The 17,121-nt window shown below is 41.7% G+C and carries 15 protein-coding genes; 7 read left to right on the top strand and 8 right to left on the bottom strand.

The window, feature by feature from the left end; genetic code table 11:
• Window positions 1–14 precede the first annotated feature (14 nt).
• On the bottom strand, window positions 15–443 hold the full coding sequence (locus tag J8Z24_RS07820) for an organic hydroperoxide resistance protein (protein ID WP_147389721.1): 429 nt from the start codon (window positions 441–443) through the stop codon (window positions 15–17).
• Window positions 444–635: 192 nt separating this feature from the next.
• Here J8Z24_RS07820 and J8Z24_RS07815 point away from each other — a divergent pair, with 192 nt between their 5' ends.
• The gene (locus J8Z24_RS07815; protein ID WP_147389723.1) at window positions 636–1,076 is read left to right on the top strand and encodes a MarR family winged helix-turn-helix transcriptional regulator; all 441 of its coding nucleotides are present in this window, start codon (window positions 636–638) and stop codon (window positions 1,074–1,076) included.
• 143 nt (window positions 1,077–1,219) lie between these two features.
• On the opposite strand, the gene J8Z24_RS07810 is transcribed toward J8Z24_RS07815, so the two are convergent.
• Window positions 1,220–2,107 carry a LysR family transcriptional regulator gene (locus J8Z24_RS07810; protein ID WP_252095568.1) on the bottom strand — a complete coding sequence of 296 codons (888 nt, stop codon included), beginning with the start codon at window positions 2,105–2,107 and terminating at the stop codon, window positions 1,220–1,222.
• A gap of 107 nt (window positions 2,108–2,214) precedes the next feature.
• Between J8Z24_RS07810 and J8Z24_RS07805 the strand changes: the two genes are divergently transcribed.
• Window positions 2,215–3,447 (top strand): MFS transporter, encoded by a 1,233-nt coding sequence (locus tag J8Z24_RS07805; protein WP_252095567.1) that lies wholly within the window; start codon window positions 2,215–2,217, stop codon window positions 3,445–3,447.
• 326 nt (window positions 3,448–3,773) lie between these two features.
• Complete coding sequence (gene sbcB / locus J8Z24_RS07800) at window positions 3,774–5,243, top strand: exodeoxyribonuclease I (RefSeq protein ID WP_252095566.1); 1,470 nt, start codon at window positions 3,774–3,776, stop codon at window positions 5,241–5,243.
• A 41-nt stretch (window positions 5,244–5,284) separates the two neighbouring features.
• Here sbcB and J8Z24_RS07795 read toward each other — a convergent pair whose 3' ends face one another.
• The 6 genes from J8Z24_RS07795 to msrA all read right to left on the bottom strand — a co-directional run bounded on the left by J8Z24_RS07795 (window position 5,285) and on the right by msrA (window position 12,085).
• Window positions 5,285–6,514 (bottom strand): lipoprotein-releasing ABC transporter permease subunit, encoded by a 1,230-nt coding sequence (locus J8Z24_RS07795; RefSeq protein ID WP_125251454.1) that lies wholly within the window; start codon window positions 6,512–6,514, stop codon window positions 5,285–5,287.
• Window positions 6,507–7,196: a lipoprotein-releasing ABC transporter ATP-binding protein LolD gene (gene lolD, locus J8Z24_RS07790; RefSeq protein ID WP_252095565.1), complete on the bottom strand. Its 690-nt coding sequence runs from the start codon at window positions 7,194–7,196 to the stop codon at window positions 6,507–6,509. Before lolD ends, J8Z24_RS07795 begins: the two co-directional genes overlap by 8 nt.
• Complete coding sequence (locus tag J8Z24_RS07785) at window positions 7,189–8,388, bottom strand: lipoprotein-releasing ABC transporter permease subunit (RefSeq protein ID WP_252095564.1); 1,200 nt, start codon at window positions 8,386–8,388, stop codon at window positions 7,189–7,191. The genes lolD and J8Z24_RS07785 overlap by 8 nt, the downstream gene beginning before the upstream one ends.
• 391 nt (window positions 8,389–8,779) lie before the next feature.
• On the bottom strand, window positions 8,780–9,094 hold the full coding sequence (locus tag J8Z24_RS07780; RefSeq protein WP_125251457.1) for a hypothetical protein: 315 nt from the start codon (window positions 9,092–9,094) through the stop codon (window positions 8,780–8,782).
• A 255-nt stretch (window positions 9,095–9,349) separates the two neighbouring features.
• Window positions 9,350–10,657, bottom strand: coding sequence for a hemolysin family protein (locus J8Z24_RS07775; protein ID WP_286037146.1), 1,308 nt, complete (start codon window positions 10,655–10,657; stop codon window positions 9,350–9,352).
• A 135-nt stretch (window positions 10,658–10,792) separates the two neighbouring features.
• The gene (msrA, locus tag J8Z24_RS07770) at window positions 10,793–12,085 is read right to left on the bottom strand and encodes a peptide-methionine (S)-S-oxide reductase MsrA (RefSeq protein WP_444428299.1); all 1,293 of its coding nucleotides are present in this window, start codon (window positions 12,083–12,085) and stop codon (window positions 10,793–10,795) included.
• A 211-nt stretch (window positions 12,086–12,296) separates the two neighbouring features.
• On the opposite strand from msrA, the gene J8Z24_RS07765 reads away from it, so the two are divergent.
• From J8Z24_RS07765 to J8Z24_RS07750, 4 genes are all read left to right on the top strand, one after another.
• The gene (locus J8Z24_RS07765; protein WP_176031682.1) at window positions 12,297–13,607 is read left to right on the top strand and encodes an MFS transporter; all 1,311 of its coding nucleotides are present in this window, start codon (window positions 12,297–12,299) and stop codon (window positions 13,605–13,607) included.
• 86 nt (window positions 13,608–13,693) lie between these two features.
• A complete protein-coding gene (locus J8Z24_RS07760; RefSeq protein ID WP_176031681.1) occupies window positions 13,694–15,208 on the top strand; it encodes a leucyl aminopeptidase in 1,515 nt (504 codons plus the stop codon).
• A gap of 338 nt (window positions 15,209–15,546) precedes the next feature.
• Window positions 15,547–16,197, top strand: coding sequence for a 5-oxoprolinase subunit PxpB (gene pxpB / locus J8Z24_RS07755; protein WP_176031680.1), 651 nt, complete (start codon window positions 15,547–15,549; stop codon window positions 16,195–16,197).
• Window positions 16,191–17,117 (top strand): 5-oxoprolinase subunit C family protein, encoded by a 927-nt coding sequence (locus J8Z24_RS07750; protein ID WP_252095563.1) that lies wholly within the window; start codon window positions 16,191–16,193, stop codon window positions 17,115–17,117. The genes pxpB and J8Z24_RS07750 overlap by 7 nt, the downstream gene beginning before the upstream one ends.
• The last annotated feature ends 4 nt before the right edge of the window (window positions 17,118–17,121 follow it).

Genomic DNA, 17,121 nt, shown 5'->3' with positions numbered 1-17,121 from the left:
AAAGCAGCATGGGCTTAAATCACAGATAACTCAACTGCAATATTTCCGCGCGTAGCATTTGAATAAGGACATACTTCATGAGCCTTGTCGACCAATGCGCGCGCCGTTTCTTTGTCTAATTCCCCAACTGAAACAGCTAACTTGACTGCAATCCCAAAACCTCCCTCAATCGGCCCTATAGCAACCTCGGCATTAATATACGTATCATCTGGCAATGTCACTTTTGCCTTTCCCGCAACTAGTTTTAATGCACCAATAAAGCATGCTGCGTAACCTGCTGCAAATAATTGCTCTGGATTAGTACCTTGACCGCCATCGCCACCAAGTGCTTTGGGTGTTGATAACTCGATATCAAGACGACCATCATCAGACTTTGCAGTGCCTTCTCGTCCACCAGTCGCGGTCGCGTTAGCTGTATACGCTATACTCTGAAGTGCTTTCATCTTGTTCTCCTCAATTTCATACCATTTGGATAACCACTCAAATGCTAGCAAACACAGCCTGTACTCCAGATGAGTCATGCTTGTTGCTAACAATTTACTTTGTACACAAAATAATATGCAAAAGCATTTAGAATTGCAAATACTTTGCATGCAAATTAAAATACCTTATCAATACAGTAATAAAAGAATACGATGAATTACGCACAACTAAATTTAGATAGACAAATTTGTCATCGTTTATACATGGCTTCTAATGGCATTGCCCGAGCATACCGAGAATCTCTGCTTGAGCTTCAACTCACTTATCCGCAATATGTGGTCATGATGGCGCTGTGGGAGCAAGACGAAATCAGCATTGCTGAATTACTAAAAAAGACGGCTATCGATGGCGGCGCAATGACACAGATTTTAAAGAAAATGACCGACAAAGCGTTGATTACTATCATTAAAGATGAGCAAGATAAGCGCAAGCGGGTTGTAAAACTGCAAGTTAAAGGTAACGAATTACGACATCAAGCAGCGAGCATTCCAGAACAAATTCGCTGTAAATTTCCGAGTATCAATGAGGACAAAGCAACAGCACTTATTGCGCTACTAGATTTGATCAATCAAGATTTAGCGAGCGCTGAATAAACATATTTTTATGAGGGGTGTTCATCTGTATAAGCCATAAAAGTGGTCTCAAACTGACGCTCTCTTTCTCGGTGTATTCGAATGCAGTGCATCTAAGATAGCCTTACTTCAGTGACGCAATTATCACTCAAAGATGATAACGTTTAAAAAGTCGCTTGCAAGTGCTGCAAAAATGCCGTGATTTTCTTTGCAAGGTGTTTTCGTCCCGCGTACAGCGCATAGAGCACGAGATCTTCTGGCGGATGCTCCAAGTTTATTGGTATAAGTTCGCCTTTTTCGATTTCAGATCTACATGCCTCTACTGGTAAAATAGCAAAACCAAGTCCTTCCAGCGCTGCTAATTTGGCCACGCTTCCACTGTTTACTCGAAAGCTTGAATTAACATGTAGCGTTTTTAACTGCCCATCTTCTAATTTAAATATCCAAGGTGTTCCGTTTAACGCGGAGAGTGTTGAGATGCAAGGTAAACCCTGCATATCTGATAAAGTAAATGGGGGCACATGTTTTTTAAGTAGGTTAGGTGCTGCAACTACAACGCTTGGTAATCGCGCAAGCGCTCTTACCACCCAGTTGCTATCTTCAAGGTTACCACGATGGAAGTAGAGCACGAGGTCAAATCCATCGAGTAAACTCTCCCTTGGACTAAGGCTAGTATCACAGCTGATTGAGACTGAAGGATAAGCGCTACAAAATGTCACGATTGCCCTACCAAGTATTGGTATATCGGGCATCAATATGCGCAAATGCCCTGTCGGCGTGCTTGCATGTCTAGTTACTTCTTGCATCGCATCTGATAATGACTCAAGCAGCGGCTTTGTACTCTCATACAGTTGCTCACCAGCTTCCGTGACAGAAATCCTTCTTGTTGTGCGATCCAATAATCTTGTATCAAGCTTTTCCTCTAGTAAGGCGATATGTCTACTTACATTTGAAGTCGGGATCCTTAAAAGCTCGGCGGCTTGTTTAAAGCTCAAACATTCATAAACACAATGAAAACTCTTTAACCACTGATGATCTACTTGGTCAGTCATTTTATTAGCCCAAAAAGTGGGTTTATGTATCCAATATAACGCACTTTATTACCTTAGTGAGGTTAATACAATCATATTCTCTTTTGTTAATTTGATTATGGATATATATGCTTTCAGCCTCGTTAAACAACTCAGTGCACTCAAGTGTCACATTTGGATTATGTTTTGCCATACATTTTCTACTCGCTTTGGATGCTTTAATCATTGTTCCTTTTAGCGCGCAAATGGCGCTTAGCACTCATACCACCCCTGCAAATTCAGGACTATTAGTTGCAGTTTATGCAGTTACTGCCTCACTCGTTTGTTTATGGGTTCGTGGCGGTGAAAACGTTGCTAACGAAAGTCGCAAACTCATTAGTCTATTACTCGCAGCCGCGTTTTTTACGCTTTGCACTGCGTTGCTCAATAGTTTTTACTCGCTTCTAGTTGTACGAGCATTAACCGGCCTTTGCGCGGGTGCAGCACTTGTACTTAATCTTAATCTTGTTGTTTTGCTCAGCGACCACCACAACAAAAAAAGAAATACAGCGATATTACTAAGCACATTTCCTTGTGCCCTTGCGATAGGAATACCCGTACTTTTATTTATCACCGAGCATGTCGGCTGGCAGTCGAGTATATTTCTATTGGGCTGCTGCTTGGTTATCACTGCGCTGCTGTTTCTGTTAATTTTTATGCAAAAGCATAAAAGAAATATACCAGCGAATGTCAATCATGAGTGTCAAATAAAACAAAACAACAACCATCTATTTAATAAAAAGCTAAGCTTTGCCCTACTCTTTAGCTTTGTTGTTGTGATGAGCACATTTATCATTTCAACTCAGTTTCCCGTCATGCTAATAACCAACTTCAGCATTTCCAATACGTCACTTAGTTATTGCTACCTACTCAGCGGTGTGTGCTCATTTATTGTCATTCAGCTATATGCGAGAAGTAAGTTTAGTAATAGAACCACATCGTATTTAGTTTACTTTCTAAGTGGGGTTATGCTACTGACTGTGTTGATTGGCTTTAATACGAGTCAAAGTACATTCTCAGCGACACTTTTTGTACTTTTTATCATTGCGAGCTCTTGTCGTTCAATGATTTTGGTAACAGAACTTATTGTTGCTTTACAGGCGCAAGAGCGTAGTGCCTTTATTAGTTTACAAAATGCAATTCAACACTTTGCAATTGCTGCAAGCGGCATCTTCGCAAGTCTATTGGTCAAAACTGAAGACAATCAAACACTGAATTTTAACACCCTAGTCGCTGTAGCTACCCTATTAATCAGTGTGACGATAGTCATGTGGAAGCATGTTAATAGATTAGGCCATAATTTCACCAGCGAGAGTCAGTAATTGAGTATTAGATAACTCGATTCTATAAGTCTTGTACCAATTATCTTGATTAAAAGGCCTATTTTAAGACAAAGATTTTGCTATTTTGTTGTTCGAAATAAGAAATTTATAACGCAATTAATGTCAGATTTACTCCTTCAAATTGAGCAAGTATTCAGGCTAATTGGTATTACTCTACACGCCCCCCTATGCGATAATACTCGTGAATACGATTCCTTTATGGTGGTAACTTATTTACCACCATATACACATGACCCTATACAGTTGTGATACCATCACCGCAGATGTTGGCCAAAACAAAAATAGTTAAATAGCACCTGGACTTTATGACAAATAAAAACCAATCGGAAACACCAAATAACGCTCAGAATATCCCAACCATCTATTGGCATGATTACGAAAGTTGGGGGGCTACGCCGCAAAAAGATAGACCAAGCCAATTTGCAGGGATCAGAACGGATCTAGATCTCAACATTATCGGTGAACCTTTGATTGAGTATTGTCAACCAGCTCCTGATTACCTCCCTCACCCTCAAGCATGTTTGGTCACTGGGATCACGCCGCAACTAGCGCTAAAAAAAGGCCTCACTGAGGCAGAGTTTATGGCTAAGATCCACACCGAATTTGCAAAACCGCAAACTTGCGTTGCTGGGTACAATAGTATCCGCTTTGATGACGAGCTCACCCGTTATAGCCTGTATCGAAACTTTTATGATCCATACGAGCGTGAATGGCAAAATGGCAATAGTCGATGGGACATTATCGATCTTGTTAGAGCATGTTACGCACTGCGCCCTGAAGGGATTGAGTGGCCAACCAAAGAAGATGGTAGCCCCAGCTTTAAACTCGAGCATCTAACCGTTGCCAACGGTATTGAACATGGCGCAGCTCATGATGCACTAAGTGACGTTACTGCAACCATTGCACTGGCAAAATTGATTAAAACTAAACAGCCTAAACTGTACGATTTTTACTTTAACCACAGACATAAAAAGGCCGTGTCGAGCCTTATCGATGTCTTTAATATGCAGCCTTTAGTGCATATCTCTTCGATGTTTCCAGCTCAGCAAGGTTGCACTACGTGGATTGCCCCGATGAGTTTCCATCCTATTAATAGCAATGCCGTGATCTGCTTTGACTTGACTCAGTCGCCTGAGGTACTGAACGATCTTGACGTTGAGGCGCTTAAAGAACGGCTGTACACAAAACGCAGTGAGCTGGGCGATGATGAATTGCCGGTCGGGCTTAAATTGCTTCATATCAATAAGTGCCCATTAGTGGCCCCCGCTAAAACCTTGTTGCCAGAAAACGCAGCAAGGCTAGGGATTGATCGCGAGCAGTGCCTTGAAAACTTAAAATATCTCAAAGCGCGACCAGAGTTAAGAGATAAGGTCGCTGACGTATTCAGCGATGACAAAGGTTTTGAAAAGCCGAGTAATCCAGATTATCAACTCTATGATGGCTTTACTAGCAAAGCAGACAAAGCCAAGTTTGCAATAATTCGCAATGCCTCACCACAAGAACTCGCAACTATGGAGCTAGATTTTGAAGATAACAAGTTCAACACAATGTTGTTTCGTTACCGTGCGAGAAATTGGCCAGAGTCACTATCACCTTTAGAGCTTGATAAATGGCGTAAATACTGCCAAAACAAGTTAATGCACAATGATGACAACCCATCCATTTCGGCTGAAGACTTTATGCTTGAGCTAGAAAACCTTGTTGCTGAGAATGAAGGTAATGAGCGCAATATGCAAATATTAAAAGCGCTTTATCATTACGCACAAAGCTTATAGTTGGAATAGGCGTGCCTTTGGCCGCCTATTGCTCTTGCCGATTAGCCATTTCCAAGTACTTTGGCAGGATCGGTTTTTGTAGCCTGCCAAGCTGGATATAAGCTTGCAACTACCGCCATAAAAAACGTCGCTAGTAGGCTGATGTAAATATCAGTCCAAATAATTTTACTAGGCAGGTACTCGATAAAGTAAACACCTTCCAGCGGGTTATCGTCGCTCATGCTAATCCAAGCTTTAAAAATATCGGGAATATTGATGGCGATAAAAATGCCAATTACCGTGCCTAGCAGTGCACCGATCCCAGCATAGGTCACGCCTTGTAGCGCAAATGTCGAAAAAATCGTACTGTCTTGTGCGCCCATGGTTTTTAAAATAGCAATATCGGCTCGTTTTTCTTTCACTTCCATCACCATGGAAGACACGATATTAAAGCTAGCTACCGCTATAATTAAAAATACGACAAGATAAACAATGGTGCGTACCATCTGAATATCTTGATATAGCCCACCTTGTGTTCTGAACCACGATGATACATAGACCAAATCGGGCAACGCTCTGCCCGCAGATGTCGCAATGTATTGCGCTTGGAATACGTCACTCACTTTCGCTCGTAAATCCGTTACCTGATCCTCTCTAAATCCCATCGCCTCTTGCAGTGCGCCAAGTGGCACTAAAGCTAATGTTTGGTCAACTTGCCCACCCATGGCAATCAGTCCGGCCACAGTGGCAGTTAATCGCTTTGGTGCAGCCAATGGATTGTCGGAGTGCTTGTTTGCGACCAATAGCTGCACATTATCTCCGATCGCGACGTTCAGTTTGTTTGCGATCCCCTTCCCAATAATGACTTCACCCGGCTTCAACGCTGGTAGCTGTGTTCCTTGGATAAATTCGCCAATACTTGAGACTGCGTGATGCCTATGCGGTACAACCCCCTTCAACTGGGTGGCTTTCAACGTACCTTTATACTGTACCATTGCGGTTAAATTGATTTCAGCAGTCGCACTGACAACGCCTCGTTGATCTTCCAAAATATCAACCTTTTGTTGCCATGACTGAATGGGGTCATAAGGTGCTTGATAACTCACTTGCGGGACCACAGAAAGCAGCCGCTGCTCTAGTTGTTCTTCAAACCCATTTATCACTGATAGCGCAATAATTAACACCGCCATGCCCAGCATGACGCCAAGAGTTGAGGCCCTTGTTAGAAAACCAATAAAGCCAAGTTGACGCTTAGACTCTCTAAAGCGTTTGCTCAAAAAGTAACTAAGCATCCTGATATACACCTACTTTACCGTCATCCAGTTGCACCGCACGACCAAGCTTGTCAGCTAGCTCTAAGTCATGGGTTACGACAACAAAACTGGTTTTAAGGTGATGATTAAGCTCAGACAGGAGATCATAAATTTTAAGTGCATTGTGCTTATCGAGATTCCCTGTAGGCTCATCTGCAAGCACCAGATCAGGCTCAGTTACTAACGCTCTGGCAATTGCAACTCGCTGCCTCTCTCCACCTGAGAGCTCCGAAGGTTTGTGGTTAGCACGATGGCTAAGGCCAACTTTATCGAGCATATTTAATGCTTTTTCTTGTGCTTGCTTAGTTTTCAAACCTTTAATCAATAACGGCATTGCTACGTTTTCTAAAGCACTAAACTCCATCAACAAGTGGTGAAACTGATAAATGAAGCCCAAATGTTTGTTTCTAAATTCAGCTTGTTTTGCACGTGACAGCTGACCAACTTCGACACCTTTAATTTTCACACTACCTTTAGATGCTTTATCTAAGGTGCCTAGAATGTGTAGTAAGGTACTTTTGCCCGAGCCTGAGCTACCCACTATAGCTAGCATTTCGCCCTGTGTGACAGTAAGATCAACCCCTTTTAAGACAGTTACTTCGGATTTACCATCTTGGTAACTTTTAACCAAACCTTGACAGTCAATGACTAAATCACTCATATCTTAATACCTCTGCTGGCAGCACACTGGACGCACGTTTGGCTGGGTACAAAGTGGCTAAAAAGCTAAGTAAAATGCTACCCATCGCCATGATCATTAATTCTGTTTGTTCTATTTTGACAGGAAGTTCAGCGCCGCCAAGCAACTGAAGACCGGCAAGATGTAATGCTTCATTTATGTAATTAGAGAGTAATAACCCACCAAAAATCCCTAGTATCGTTCCAAAAATACCGTTATACATGCCCTGTGCCATAAAGACTTTAGCGATCATTTGTGGTGTGAAGCCAAGTGTTTGTAAAATCGCAACCTCTCCTTGCTTTTCACTTACCATCATTGACAACGCTGAGATGATATTGAACACCGCCACGATCACTATCAACCCTAATAACAATGACATGATGCGCTTTTCCATCGCTACTGCAGCAAACAATGTACCTTGCTGAGTTTGCCAGTCCTGGGTATCAAGCCCTTGCAACAAATGACCTGCTTGCTGATAAAAATCTGGTAAATTAAACGCATCAAATAATTGAATATTGAGATCATATTGCTCTGGCTTTTTGCGCATTAGCCGTTGCAAGCTTTTGCCATCCGCAAATGCAAGGTAAGTATCGGCTTCGCTCTGACCATCATAAATAGCCGCAACCGTAAATAAACGCTGCGTTGGTGTACGGCCAAGTGGGGTATATGTGGTGTACTCTGGCATAATTATACGGATTTGCTGACCAATACTTACACCTAGTTTGTTTGCCAAATAACGGCTCAATGCAATTTGGTACTTGTGCTTGTATAGCCGCGTTAGACTCCCGCCACGAATAGCATCATCTAGGACACTTTCGTACCCTTCAAACAACCCCTGTAACTGCACGCCTACCAAGTCTTGATTGGTTTGTAAAATCACATCACTGGTAACATAGGGTGATACTTGCTTGACTAATGGGTGATCTTCTATCGCCTTTAGTTTTGTCTGATCGAGTTGCTCACTTTCCCTAATTTGCACATGTGGGATCAGATCAAGCATCGCAGCTTTGAGGGTCTGCTCAAATCCATTCATAACCGAACTTACCGTGATCAAGCTCATCAGCCCAAGTGCTATACCCGCAATAGAGAAAAATGAGATAAACGATATAAACGCATTACCTTTAGCTGCGCGGCTATATCTTAACCCAACAAAGAGGCTAACTGGTTGAAACATAATCTATCTCGTAAAAAACTGCTGAACGGATACTATCATACTCAAAAACAGATTGATGGCTGGAAAACGATAAAAAATGTGACAAACTATAAATTTTTGTGGCCTTGGATAGAAAAAGTGCAGTCCTAGTTGAGGCGTAAGACCTTGCTTTGGGTTGCCGTATTAGTTAAATCAACATTGTGACGTAACGGCTTTAAAGATAAAAGCTATATCTAGCCGTTTGATACATATCGGTTACTCTAACAAAACGAAAAAAGCGGAGCATAATAATGTTCCGCTTTCAATAAATTTAGTTATAACTAGTTACTTAATGTTGTTATCTATTTTGAGTTAGGTCTTTAAAATAAGATTTGATGCCTCAAACAGACTCAATATTAAGTGGGTGAGATCTTTATTGCTCTAAGTAACAAATAACAGCAGCTTGTTTTGGGTTACTTTGCGTATCTTCAATTAAATAACTCGCCTTCTTACTGTTTTGGCATAAACACATGTCATAATGGTTGATCATGTATGCGTTACCAACAGCATCTTCATCTGTTTTTTGGATGCTGCAAGTTGGCTCTCTCCAAATTGGATCCCAGCCACTTTGACCAATTGCAACAATTTTTATATTTTGCTGTGCAACTTGTACTTTTGCTTCTTGGGTTTCTTGCGCTGATACAGATAGTGCTACGAATGCAGCAAGTGCGGTGATTAACTTTTTCATTTTGTTCATCCTTAAGTATTAATTTGGTTTACGAAGATCTAATCCCAGAACTTCGTAAACGCAGCCATTCTATTCCGAAAATAATCAAGGTCAAGAATATAATAATTAAAATTTCATTAATGAAAATGTTGCGACAAAAAAATAATCCCGTTATTTTCAATAAATATCTAACTTAATATCAGGTATTAGTAATAATAGACAACATTATTGGCTTTCAAGGTTTGCTTATGATCCATACTTAAAGATTAAGCGAGTTTACACTGTCGGCTCTTTTATCACTTCAATCTGCTTAATTGATAAACCTTGGATCTCTATTACTTTAAATTTAAATCCCTCGACCTGAAGAGACTCTCCTTCCACTGGAAAATGTTTTAGTCTATGGATCACAAATCCAGCTAACGTTTCTATCGCTTCTATTGGCTCGAACTCATATTCAATCACTGAAGTTTGAAAGTCTTTAATCGACATATCACCTTGTACCAACCAACGAGCGTTGTCTTTTTGTCTAAATTGCGCCTCTATCGCTTGATCATCCTTTAATGCAATCAGATTAAAAATACTCGAAAGTGTGACCATACCAACTACAGTAGAAAACTCATTAATCACAACAGCACAATTGCTTTCATGACTTTTCAGACCATCCAGTGCATCAGATAGACTCAATGTATCCAACAATATGACAGGCTTATGGAAGTCATGGTCGTGACCATCCAACAGTGGCCGATTAGCGAGTATATTACTTAATAATTGCTTCGCCTCAGGTGCAGCAACCACTTTATCTAACGAACCATCACAGAGTAAATACTGTTGGAAACTATGACGCTGGATAAGACTACTTAGATTCTCTTCTGACTCTTGAACATCCAGCCACACAATCGCATCACGATTGATCATCGCCTGGGTAATATTGGTTTGGTTAAGATCCAGCACATTCCCAATAATATTGTACTCATGTCCACACAGCTCACCTTGCTCTGCGCTCTGGTCAACCACAGCATAAATATCATCTCGTGTTACTTGTTCATCTCGTTCGTTGGGTAAATTAAATAATTTAATGATCCAGTCAGCAAAGACATTAAACAACCAAATAATCGGCTTAAACAGCCAAACACTTGCTAACATCAAGGATATAAAGCGCATCGCAATGTTTTCAGGAATGACCATCGCTATTCGCTTGGGTAGCAAGTCAGCAAAAAGTACAAATAACGATGTGATCAATAAGAAAGAGAGCACGGTGGAAATTTGCAGCAAAATCGACGCATACACTGCAACATCAGCAAAAATAAAACTGGCTACCCAATTGAGTAATTGCAGGATATAGGGAGTGAAAACAGACTCACCAATCATACCTGCAACAATTGCCAATGCGTTCAACACAACTTGCACTGCTGCAAAAAATTGATGCGCGTTTGCCTGTAAGTACAATACTTTCTTTGCCCTGACATCACCAAGATCAAATAAAGTTTGTAATTTCACTTTACGCGCCGCAGCTAATGAAATTTCACAGAGTGCGAAAACCGCACTCAAAGTGATGAGTAAAAGTACCCAAAAAAAAGTCCACAAATATGCCTAAAATTAAAACTGTCATTCAGCGCGATGTATACGCTTATTTTGGCTCTTTGGCAATCTAATTTATACCAAGTGCAATACGCTCACTACTAGATGAAAATATATTAAGTATCTGCTTATCACTGAGTGCTATTCGCTGAACTTATCTCTCAATTTAAACTCCAGTACTTGGGCGTTGATACAATAACGGTCTTCTCCCTTTGGCCCTTCATTTTTAAAAACATGACCTAAATGGATCCCGCTACTTTTAGACCGAATTTCGGTTCTTACCATGGCGTGACTAAAGTCTTCATGATAGGTGACGCTTCCCTCTACTGGGTGAGTAAAAGAGAGCCAACCAGTACCTGAGTTAAATCTATCTCGAGTATCAAATAATGCTTTGCCACTGAGTTTATCCACAAAAACGCCATCTGGAGTATTTTTAAAAATATCGTATTGTTTACAGAACGGCCGTTCTGTTCCCTTTTGAAAGGCAATATTAAAAGCCTCAGAGCGCCCTAGTTTAAAAGCCCCTAGTACTTTATAGAAGTCACTCCTTTTCATATACCCCTGGAAACCATATGATTCTTTACCATTCTCCGTAAAAAGAATCGTTGGCGTTGCCCAGGTTGCGGTCTTGATGGTTAAACCTTGGAGTTGATCTGCAAAGCGAAAATGCAGCGGAATATCACCTTGATAATCATTAATGACCTCTTTTTTAAGCTTTTCACAGTATGGGCAGTAGCTCCTAGAGTCGATAATCACAATATGCTTTCCCGTTAAGAGCAAGCTGTTGTCAACCTCAGCTTTTTCAGCTTTCTCAAAGGTCACGCCAGTACTGTGATCTGGGCAATAGCCATTCGGGTTTTTAGCTAAATAGTTTTGATGGTACTCCTCAGCTGGGTAAAACTTTCTGAGTGGCTTAATAGAAGTTTGGATCTTGCCAAAACCCGCATTACTCAGGCGTTGCTGAAACTGCACTTTTAGTGCCTCAGCCGTATCACCCTGCTGCGTATCTGAATACAGTATAATCGAGCGATATTGAGTTCCCACATCATTTCCTTGTCGATTACTTTGGGTAGGGTCATGGCTCTCAAAATACGATTTCAACAAGGCTTCTGTCGTCAATAAATTTGCATTGTATGTAACTTTCACTACCTCAGCATAATTATTCTCATCAAATCGTCGACTTGCCTTGATGATTTCTTTATATGTTGGGGTAAAGCCTTTGCCATCAGCATAACCTGATTCAGCGTCAATCACACCGGTCATTTTCTCATAACGCTTTTCAGGCCCCCAAAAACAACCTGAGCCAAGGACTAACGTTTTTATATGGTTACTCGCGCCATCTACTTTAGGCTCTGGCATACCAGTGCCCGCGGTTGCAGTGATTGCACTGCCCGCCAAAATCAACCCCCCTGCTGCCATAGCAAGATACACCATTTTCATTTTTCACCTCTCACAATACATGCGCTATTAACTAACCTTGCAATAACGAGCACCTTTCTCGCTGTAAGTACACAAAGTAGATATAAACTAAATGCTATTTCTTACGTATTGGATCAGACCGACAGAAGTTAATGATTCTTTCATCTTCCCTCTGTCATGATTTGAGTATTACATTTATAGCAGCGGCAATAACAAGGAAAACGGTGTGGATAAGTTCAGTGAAAGTATCTATCAAAAATTGACCAATGACGATGAAGCCCGAGCTTGTAAGGCCATCGACGACAAAGCGTGTAAAGAGGTGCCTGGCAACTATGTTCTAATCTTACTAAGTCAACTTTTTAGCAAATTAGCGGATGCACTACTCAACCCAAAAATAACCCTGCCATGGCTGATGCAATCCCTCGGAGCCCCCGCTTTTATGATTTCAGCGTTAGTGCCGATTAGAGAATCAGGTTCACTTATCCCTCAACTGTTCATTGGACAATGGGTAAGACAACATGCAAAACGCAAATTGCTATGGTCACTCGGTGCACTGATACAGTCGGGTTGTGTTATTTTAATGGCAGCCTTGGCATGGCAACAAACTGAAAACTTACTGTATCCGTGGCTTGTACTTGGGCTATTAATAGTTTTTAGTGTCGCAAGAAGCCTAAGTTCAGTATCTTCAAAAGATGTGTTAGGGAAAACGATCCCAAAACAAAAACGCGGGCAATTAAGTGGTCAAGCCGCATCCATTAGTGGACTTGTCACCGTCACTTTTGGCGTTGGCTTATTTTACGCTGCAACCGAGTTTGGCAACATTAACTTTGTCCTCACTTTGCTGCTTGCAGCCGTTTTTTGGATTATTAGCGCATTTATTTTTGCGCAAATTAATGAGTATGCAGGTGCGACAGACGGCGGTGAAAATGGCCTATACAAGATCAAACAAGAGCTTACACTACTGAAAACAGACCGTATGCTTAGAAATTTTATATTTGCGCGGGGGTTATTATTAAGCTCTGCACTTATACCTCCTTACTTCACTGTGTTGGCGCAACAAAATATCAGTAATGCAGTCTGGGTGTTAGCAATTTTGTTAGGTGTTTCAGGAGTTGCAAGCCTAACCAGTGGGGCCTTTTGGGGGCGTCTTGCAGACAAGTCGAGCAAACAAGTCATGATACTCGGTGCAATACTCACCATTGTCGTAACGCTAACAGTACTCATCGCCTCTGTACTCTACCCTAGCGTTTTAACACAAGTATGGTTTATTCCACTTTGCTACTTTGTAATTGCAATTGCTCACCAAGGCGTCAGAGTTGGCCGAAAAACATATGTTGTAGACATGGCCGACGGCAATAAACGGACTAGTTATGTTACGTTGAGCAATACGATGATCGGTATCATATTATTATTAACAAGCCTACTTGGGATTATCGCTTCAGTATTCTCAATTAATGCGTTACTTGGTTTATACATATTTATTACGCTCTTGGGTATTGGAATGACAAGCCGCTTACCAAATGTCACTGAACGGTAAAACCTGTTACTTCAACGACAAATAGTGTCTAATTTTATCTATTTAAGGTAAAAACGGCGCAGTTTTAGTTATCTGAGGATAAAAATATGTCATTGACTACGCGCTTTTCTGCTCTAGCGCTAGCAGTTGCCAGCCTAGCTTCAGCAAATGCTGCTGACTTTAAGTTTAACTCAACACTTTCAGACGCTGATGCTCTGGTTATTTTTCAAGCAGGCGAAAATCAAAGTAACTTAAAGTTTTTAGACAAAGATACTCGCAAGCAATTACAGCGTGCAATTGCTGCTGAAGATTTCAAAGGTGCTTATGGCAAAACGGTAGAGGTACTAGCTCCCGTAGACTCTGATTATAAACGCATCTTCATCGTTGGTTTGGGTGAATCAGAGCAACTTGATGCAAGTAAGTTGACCAAGCTTGGCGGTAACTTGCATGCTAAGTTTGAAGCTAAAAAGCTTGAAAATGTTGCAATCGCTTTTGATGAGGTGAACGGCAAACTCTCTAATGCTGAACTAGCCGCACAGTTTGCGCACGGTGCAAACTTACGTGACCATACTTTTGAAGTTTATAAAAAAGAACCAAAGACCTTCAACGTCAGCTATCACTTAGATGTTGCAGATAAAAAAGCTGCTCAATCGCATTATCAAAAGCTTGCACACATTCAACAAGGCGTATTTTTAGCGCGTGATTTGACGTCTGAAGTTGCCACTGAAATGACTCCTGTTGACTTTGCAAATGCGGCAAAAGAGCTTGAGCAATACGGTGTTGAAGTAAAAATTCTTGCACCTGAAGCGCTAAAAGAGCTGGGCATGGGCGCACTTGAAGGTGTCGGTCGAGGCAGTGAGCACGGTTCACGTTTGGTTGTTGCACATTATAAGGGAAACAACGAAACACCGATTGCCCTTGTGGGCAAAGGGATCACCTTCGACTCTGGTGGTTACAGCATCAAAACGGGTGCCTCTATAGCACGCATGAAGTCAGATATGGCGGGTGCTGCAGCGGTACTTGGCACCGTAAAAGCAATGGCACTTAGCAAAGCAGATGTTAACGTTGTAGCCGTAATGGGTATGGCTGCTAACATGGTTTCCCAGTATGCAATCGCACCTGGAGATGTACTTCGCACCGCTGAGGGGATCAGTGTAGAAGTCGTAAACACTGACGCTGAAGGCCGATTAGTGCTGTCTGATGCGATGTGGTACGCACGTAAATTTTATAGTCCAGAGATCATGGTTGATGTTGCAACACTAACAGGCTCAAAGATCCGTGCAGTAGGCAATGATTACTCTGCGATATTCTCTGAGGATGATGCGTTAATCACTCAATTCACTAATGCTGGTAAAGTAGTTAACGAGAACGTATGGCGCTTACCGCTTGGCTACAAAGAAAAACTAAAGTCTGACATTGCAGACTTCCAAAACGTGGGCTCTGGTGGCCCAGGTGCCACAACTGCTGCTACTTTCTTACAGCAATTTGCTGGTGATACTAGATGGGTTCACCTTGATATTGCTGGAAACGCATTATCAAGCTCAGCTAAAGATGAAACCCCAACCGGTGGTACTGGATATGGCGTTCGTCTTTTAAGCCAATGGTTACTCAATAATAAATAGCCTTACTTCTAGTTAAGCTAAAGTAAAGCCGCGAATATCGCGGCTTTATTATTTAACCTAATTTACTAATAATTAAAGCTTTTTAGAAAATTTGTATCTCTAACCACGTAGAGTTCACTGCCAATAGGCTAGCTATTGGCGAATAAGTTTGCCTTATATTAGTCTGGCTAAAGCGGCATTACGCCTTTTGCGCTTTGGTATCCTAGCTAATTCACTCACTTCTCACCCCTAGTTCAGGTTATTCATCGAAAAGTACTCAGTAAACGTAATCGCTTCGTTTAAATTACAAGGTGTGTTATAAGAAACATAATTTTTACTAAAGTAATACTTTGTTTTCTATGACCAATGTCAGCTGTTATCTATTGGGAGAGCGCGCGATTGTAATTGATGTGGCTTGCCACATAGCGACGCAACCAAAGCTTAATCAAAAGCTTTTTGCATTAAAAAAATGGCTAGATAGTAGCGATGCCTTTATTGATGTCGTTCCCGCGATGTCTTCAATTACGGCATATCTAATCAACCCAGAAAAAATAAAGCAATGGCAACAAGTAATCGTAGAAAAGTGGAATGACCTTGAGATGGATTCGTTCGAGTCCAAGCTGCACCATATCTCCGTGAATTATGGGGGTGAATTTGGTCAAGACTTTGGCGATGTAGCAAACCGATTAGCACTGACGCATGAACAACTTATTCGCCTCCACACCAGTGTCGATTATCAAGTGCAATTTATGGGGTTTTTACCCGGATTTGCTTATCTTTCAAGTCTGCCAGCTCAACTCCACCTTCCCAGAAAATCAACCCCTATAACTCATGTTCCCAAAGGTAGCATCGCAATTGCAGATAGTTACACTGCTGTATATCCTTGTGGCTCACCTGGCGGGTGGCATCTGTTGGGGCAGACAGACTCAACATTATTTGACGCAGAGTCAGAATCAGTGTGTTTGTTGCAGCCTGGTGATACAGTGCGTTTTGTGGAGAAGTCATGTTAGAAGTTATTAAACCAGGGCCACTGTCGAGTGTACAAGATCTTGGTAGGCGTGGAATGCGCCACCTCGGTGTTAGTCAAGCTGGCGTATTAGACCCTCTAGCACTACGTCTTGCTAACGCTTTACTAGCAAATCATGAAAATACAGCGGCCATTGAGATCACAATAGGGTTATGCGAATTTATATTTCACGCTCCGGCTAATTTTGTTATTGCTGGCGCAGATCTTAATGCTTGCTTGAATGATACAGATATATATCCATGTTGGCGCTACAGCGCCAAAGCTGGCGATAGACTAAGCTTTAAGCAAAGTAGAGATGGCGTACGTGCTTACCTGCTGGTTGAAGGTGGATTTCTTAATATTGACCAGCAGCTTGGCAGCTACTCCACCGATCTCATGGCAGGCTTTGGTGGGCTGCATGGTCGAGCATTAAAGGTGGGTGATAAACTGTATTATCAACAAGCGCAGGCAAAACCCGCTCTTGGTGCATTGCAACCGAGCTATGAAAAGCTCATTCATTTTACTCCTGGCCCCCATGCACAACTAGTCTCACCTCTCGTCTTTGATATATTGAACCAAACCATCTGGAAAGTGCATGCTAACAGTAATCGTATGGGTATCAGGCTCAGCAGTCACAAGGCACTAACACATAATCACAGCATTGCAACACAAGCCGTTCACCCAGGCGTCATTCAGCTTCCTCCAAGTGGTGAGCCTATAATTTTAATGAATGATTGCCAGACTACAGGTGGTTATCCAATTATTGGTGTGATCACAGAAGCAGATATGCGCCATCTCAGCCAACTGAGTGCCGGTGATTGTCTGCATCTAAAATCAACGTCTACAACTCATGCTGCCAAGCAGCGACATAGAGTAAAATCACACCTTAATCAGCTAAGGTTAGCACTCAATAAAAAAGAATAACAAT

The sequence above is a fragment of the Pseudoalteromonas sp. SCSIO 43201 genome (genome assembly GCF_023716725.1).
GTDB lineage: Bacteria > Pseudomonadota > Gammaproteobacteria > Enterobacterales > Alteromonadaceae > Pseudoalteromonas > Pseudoalteromonas peptidolytica.
The sequence above is the reverse complement of the archived record's forward strand: the minus strand, read 5'-3'. Positions and strand labels throughout refer to the sequence as shown.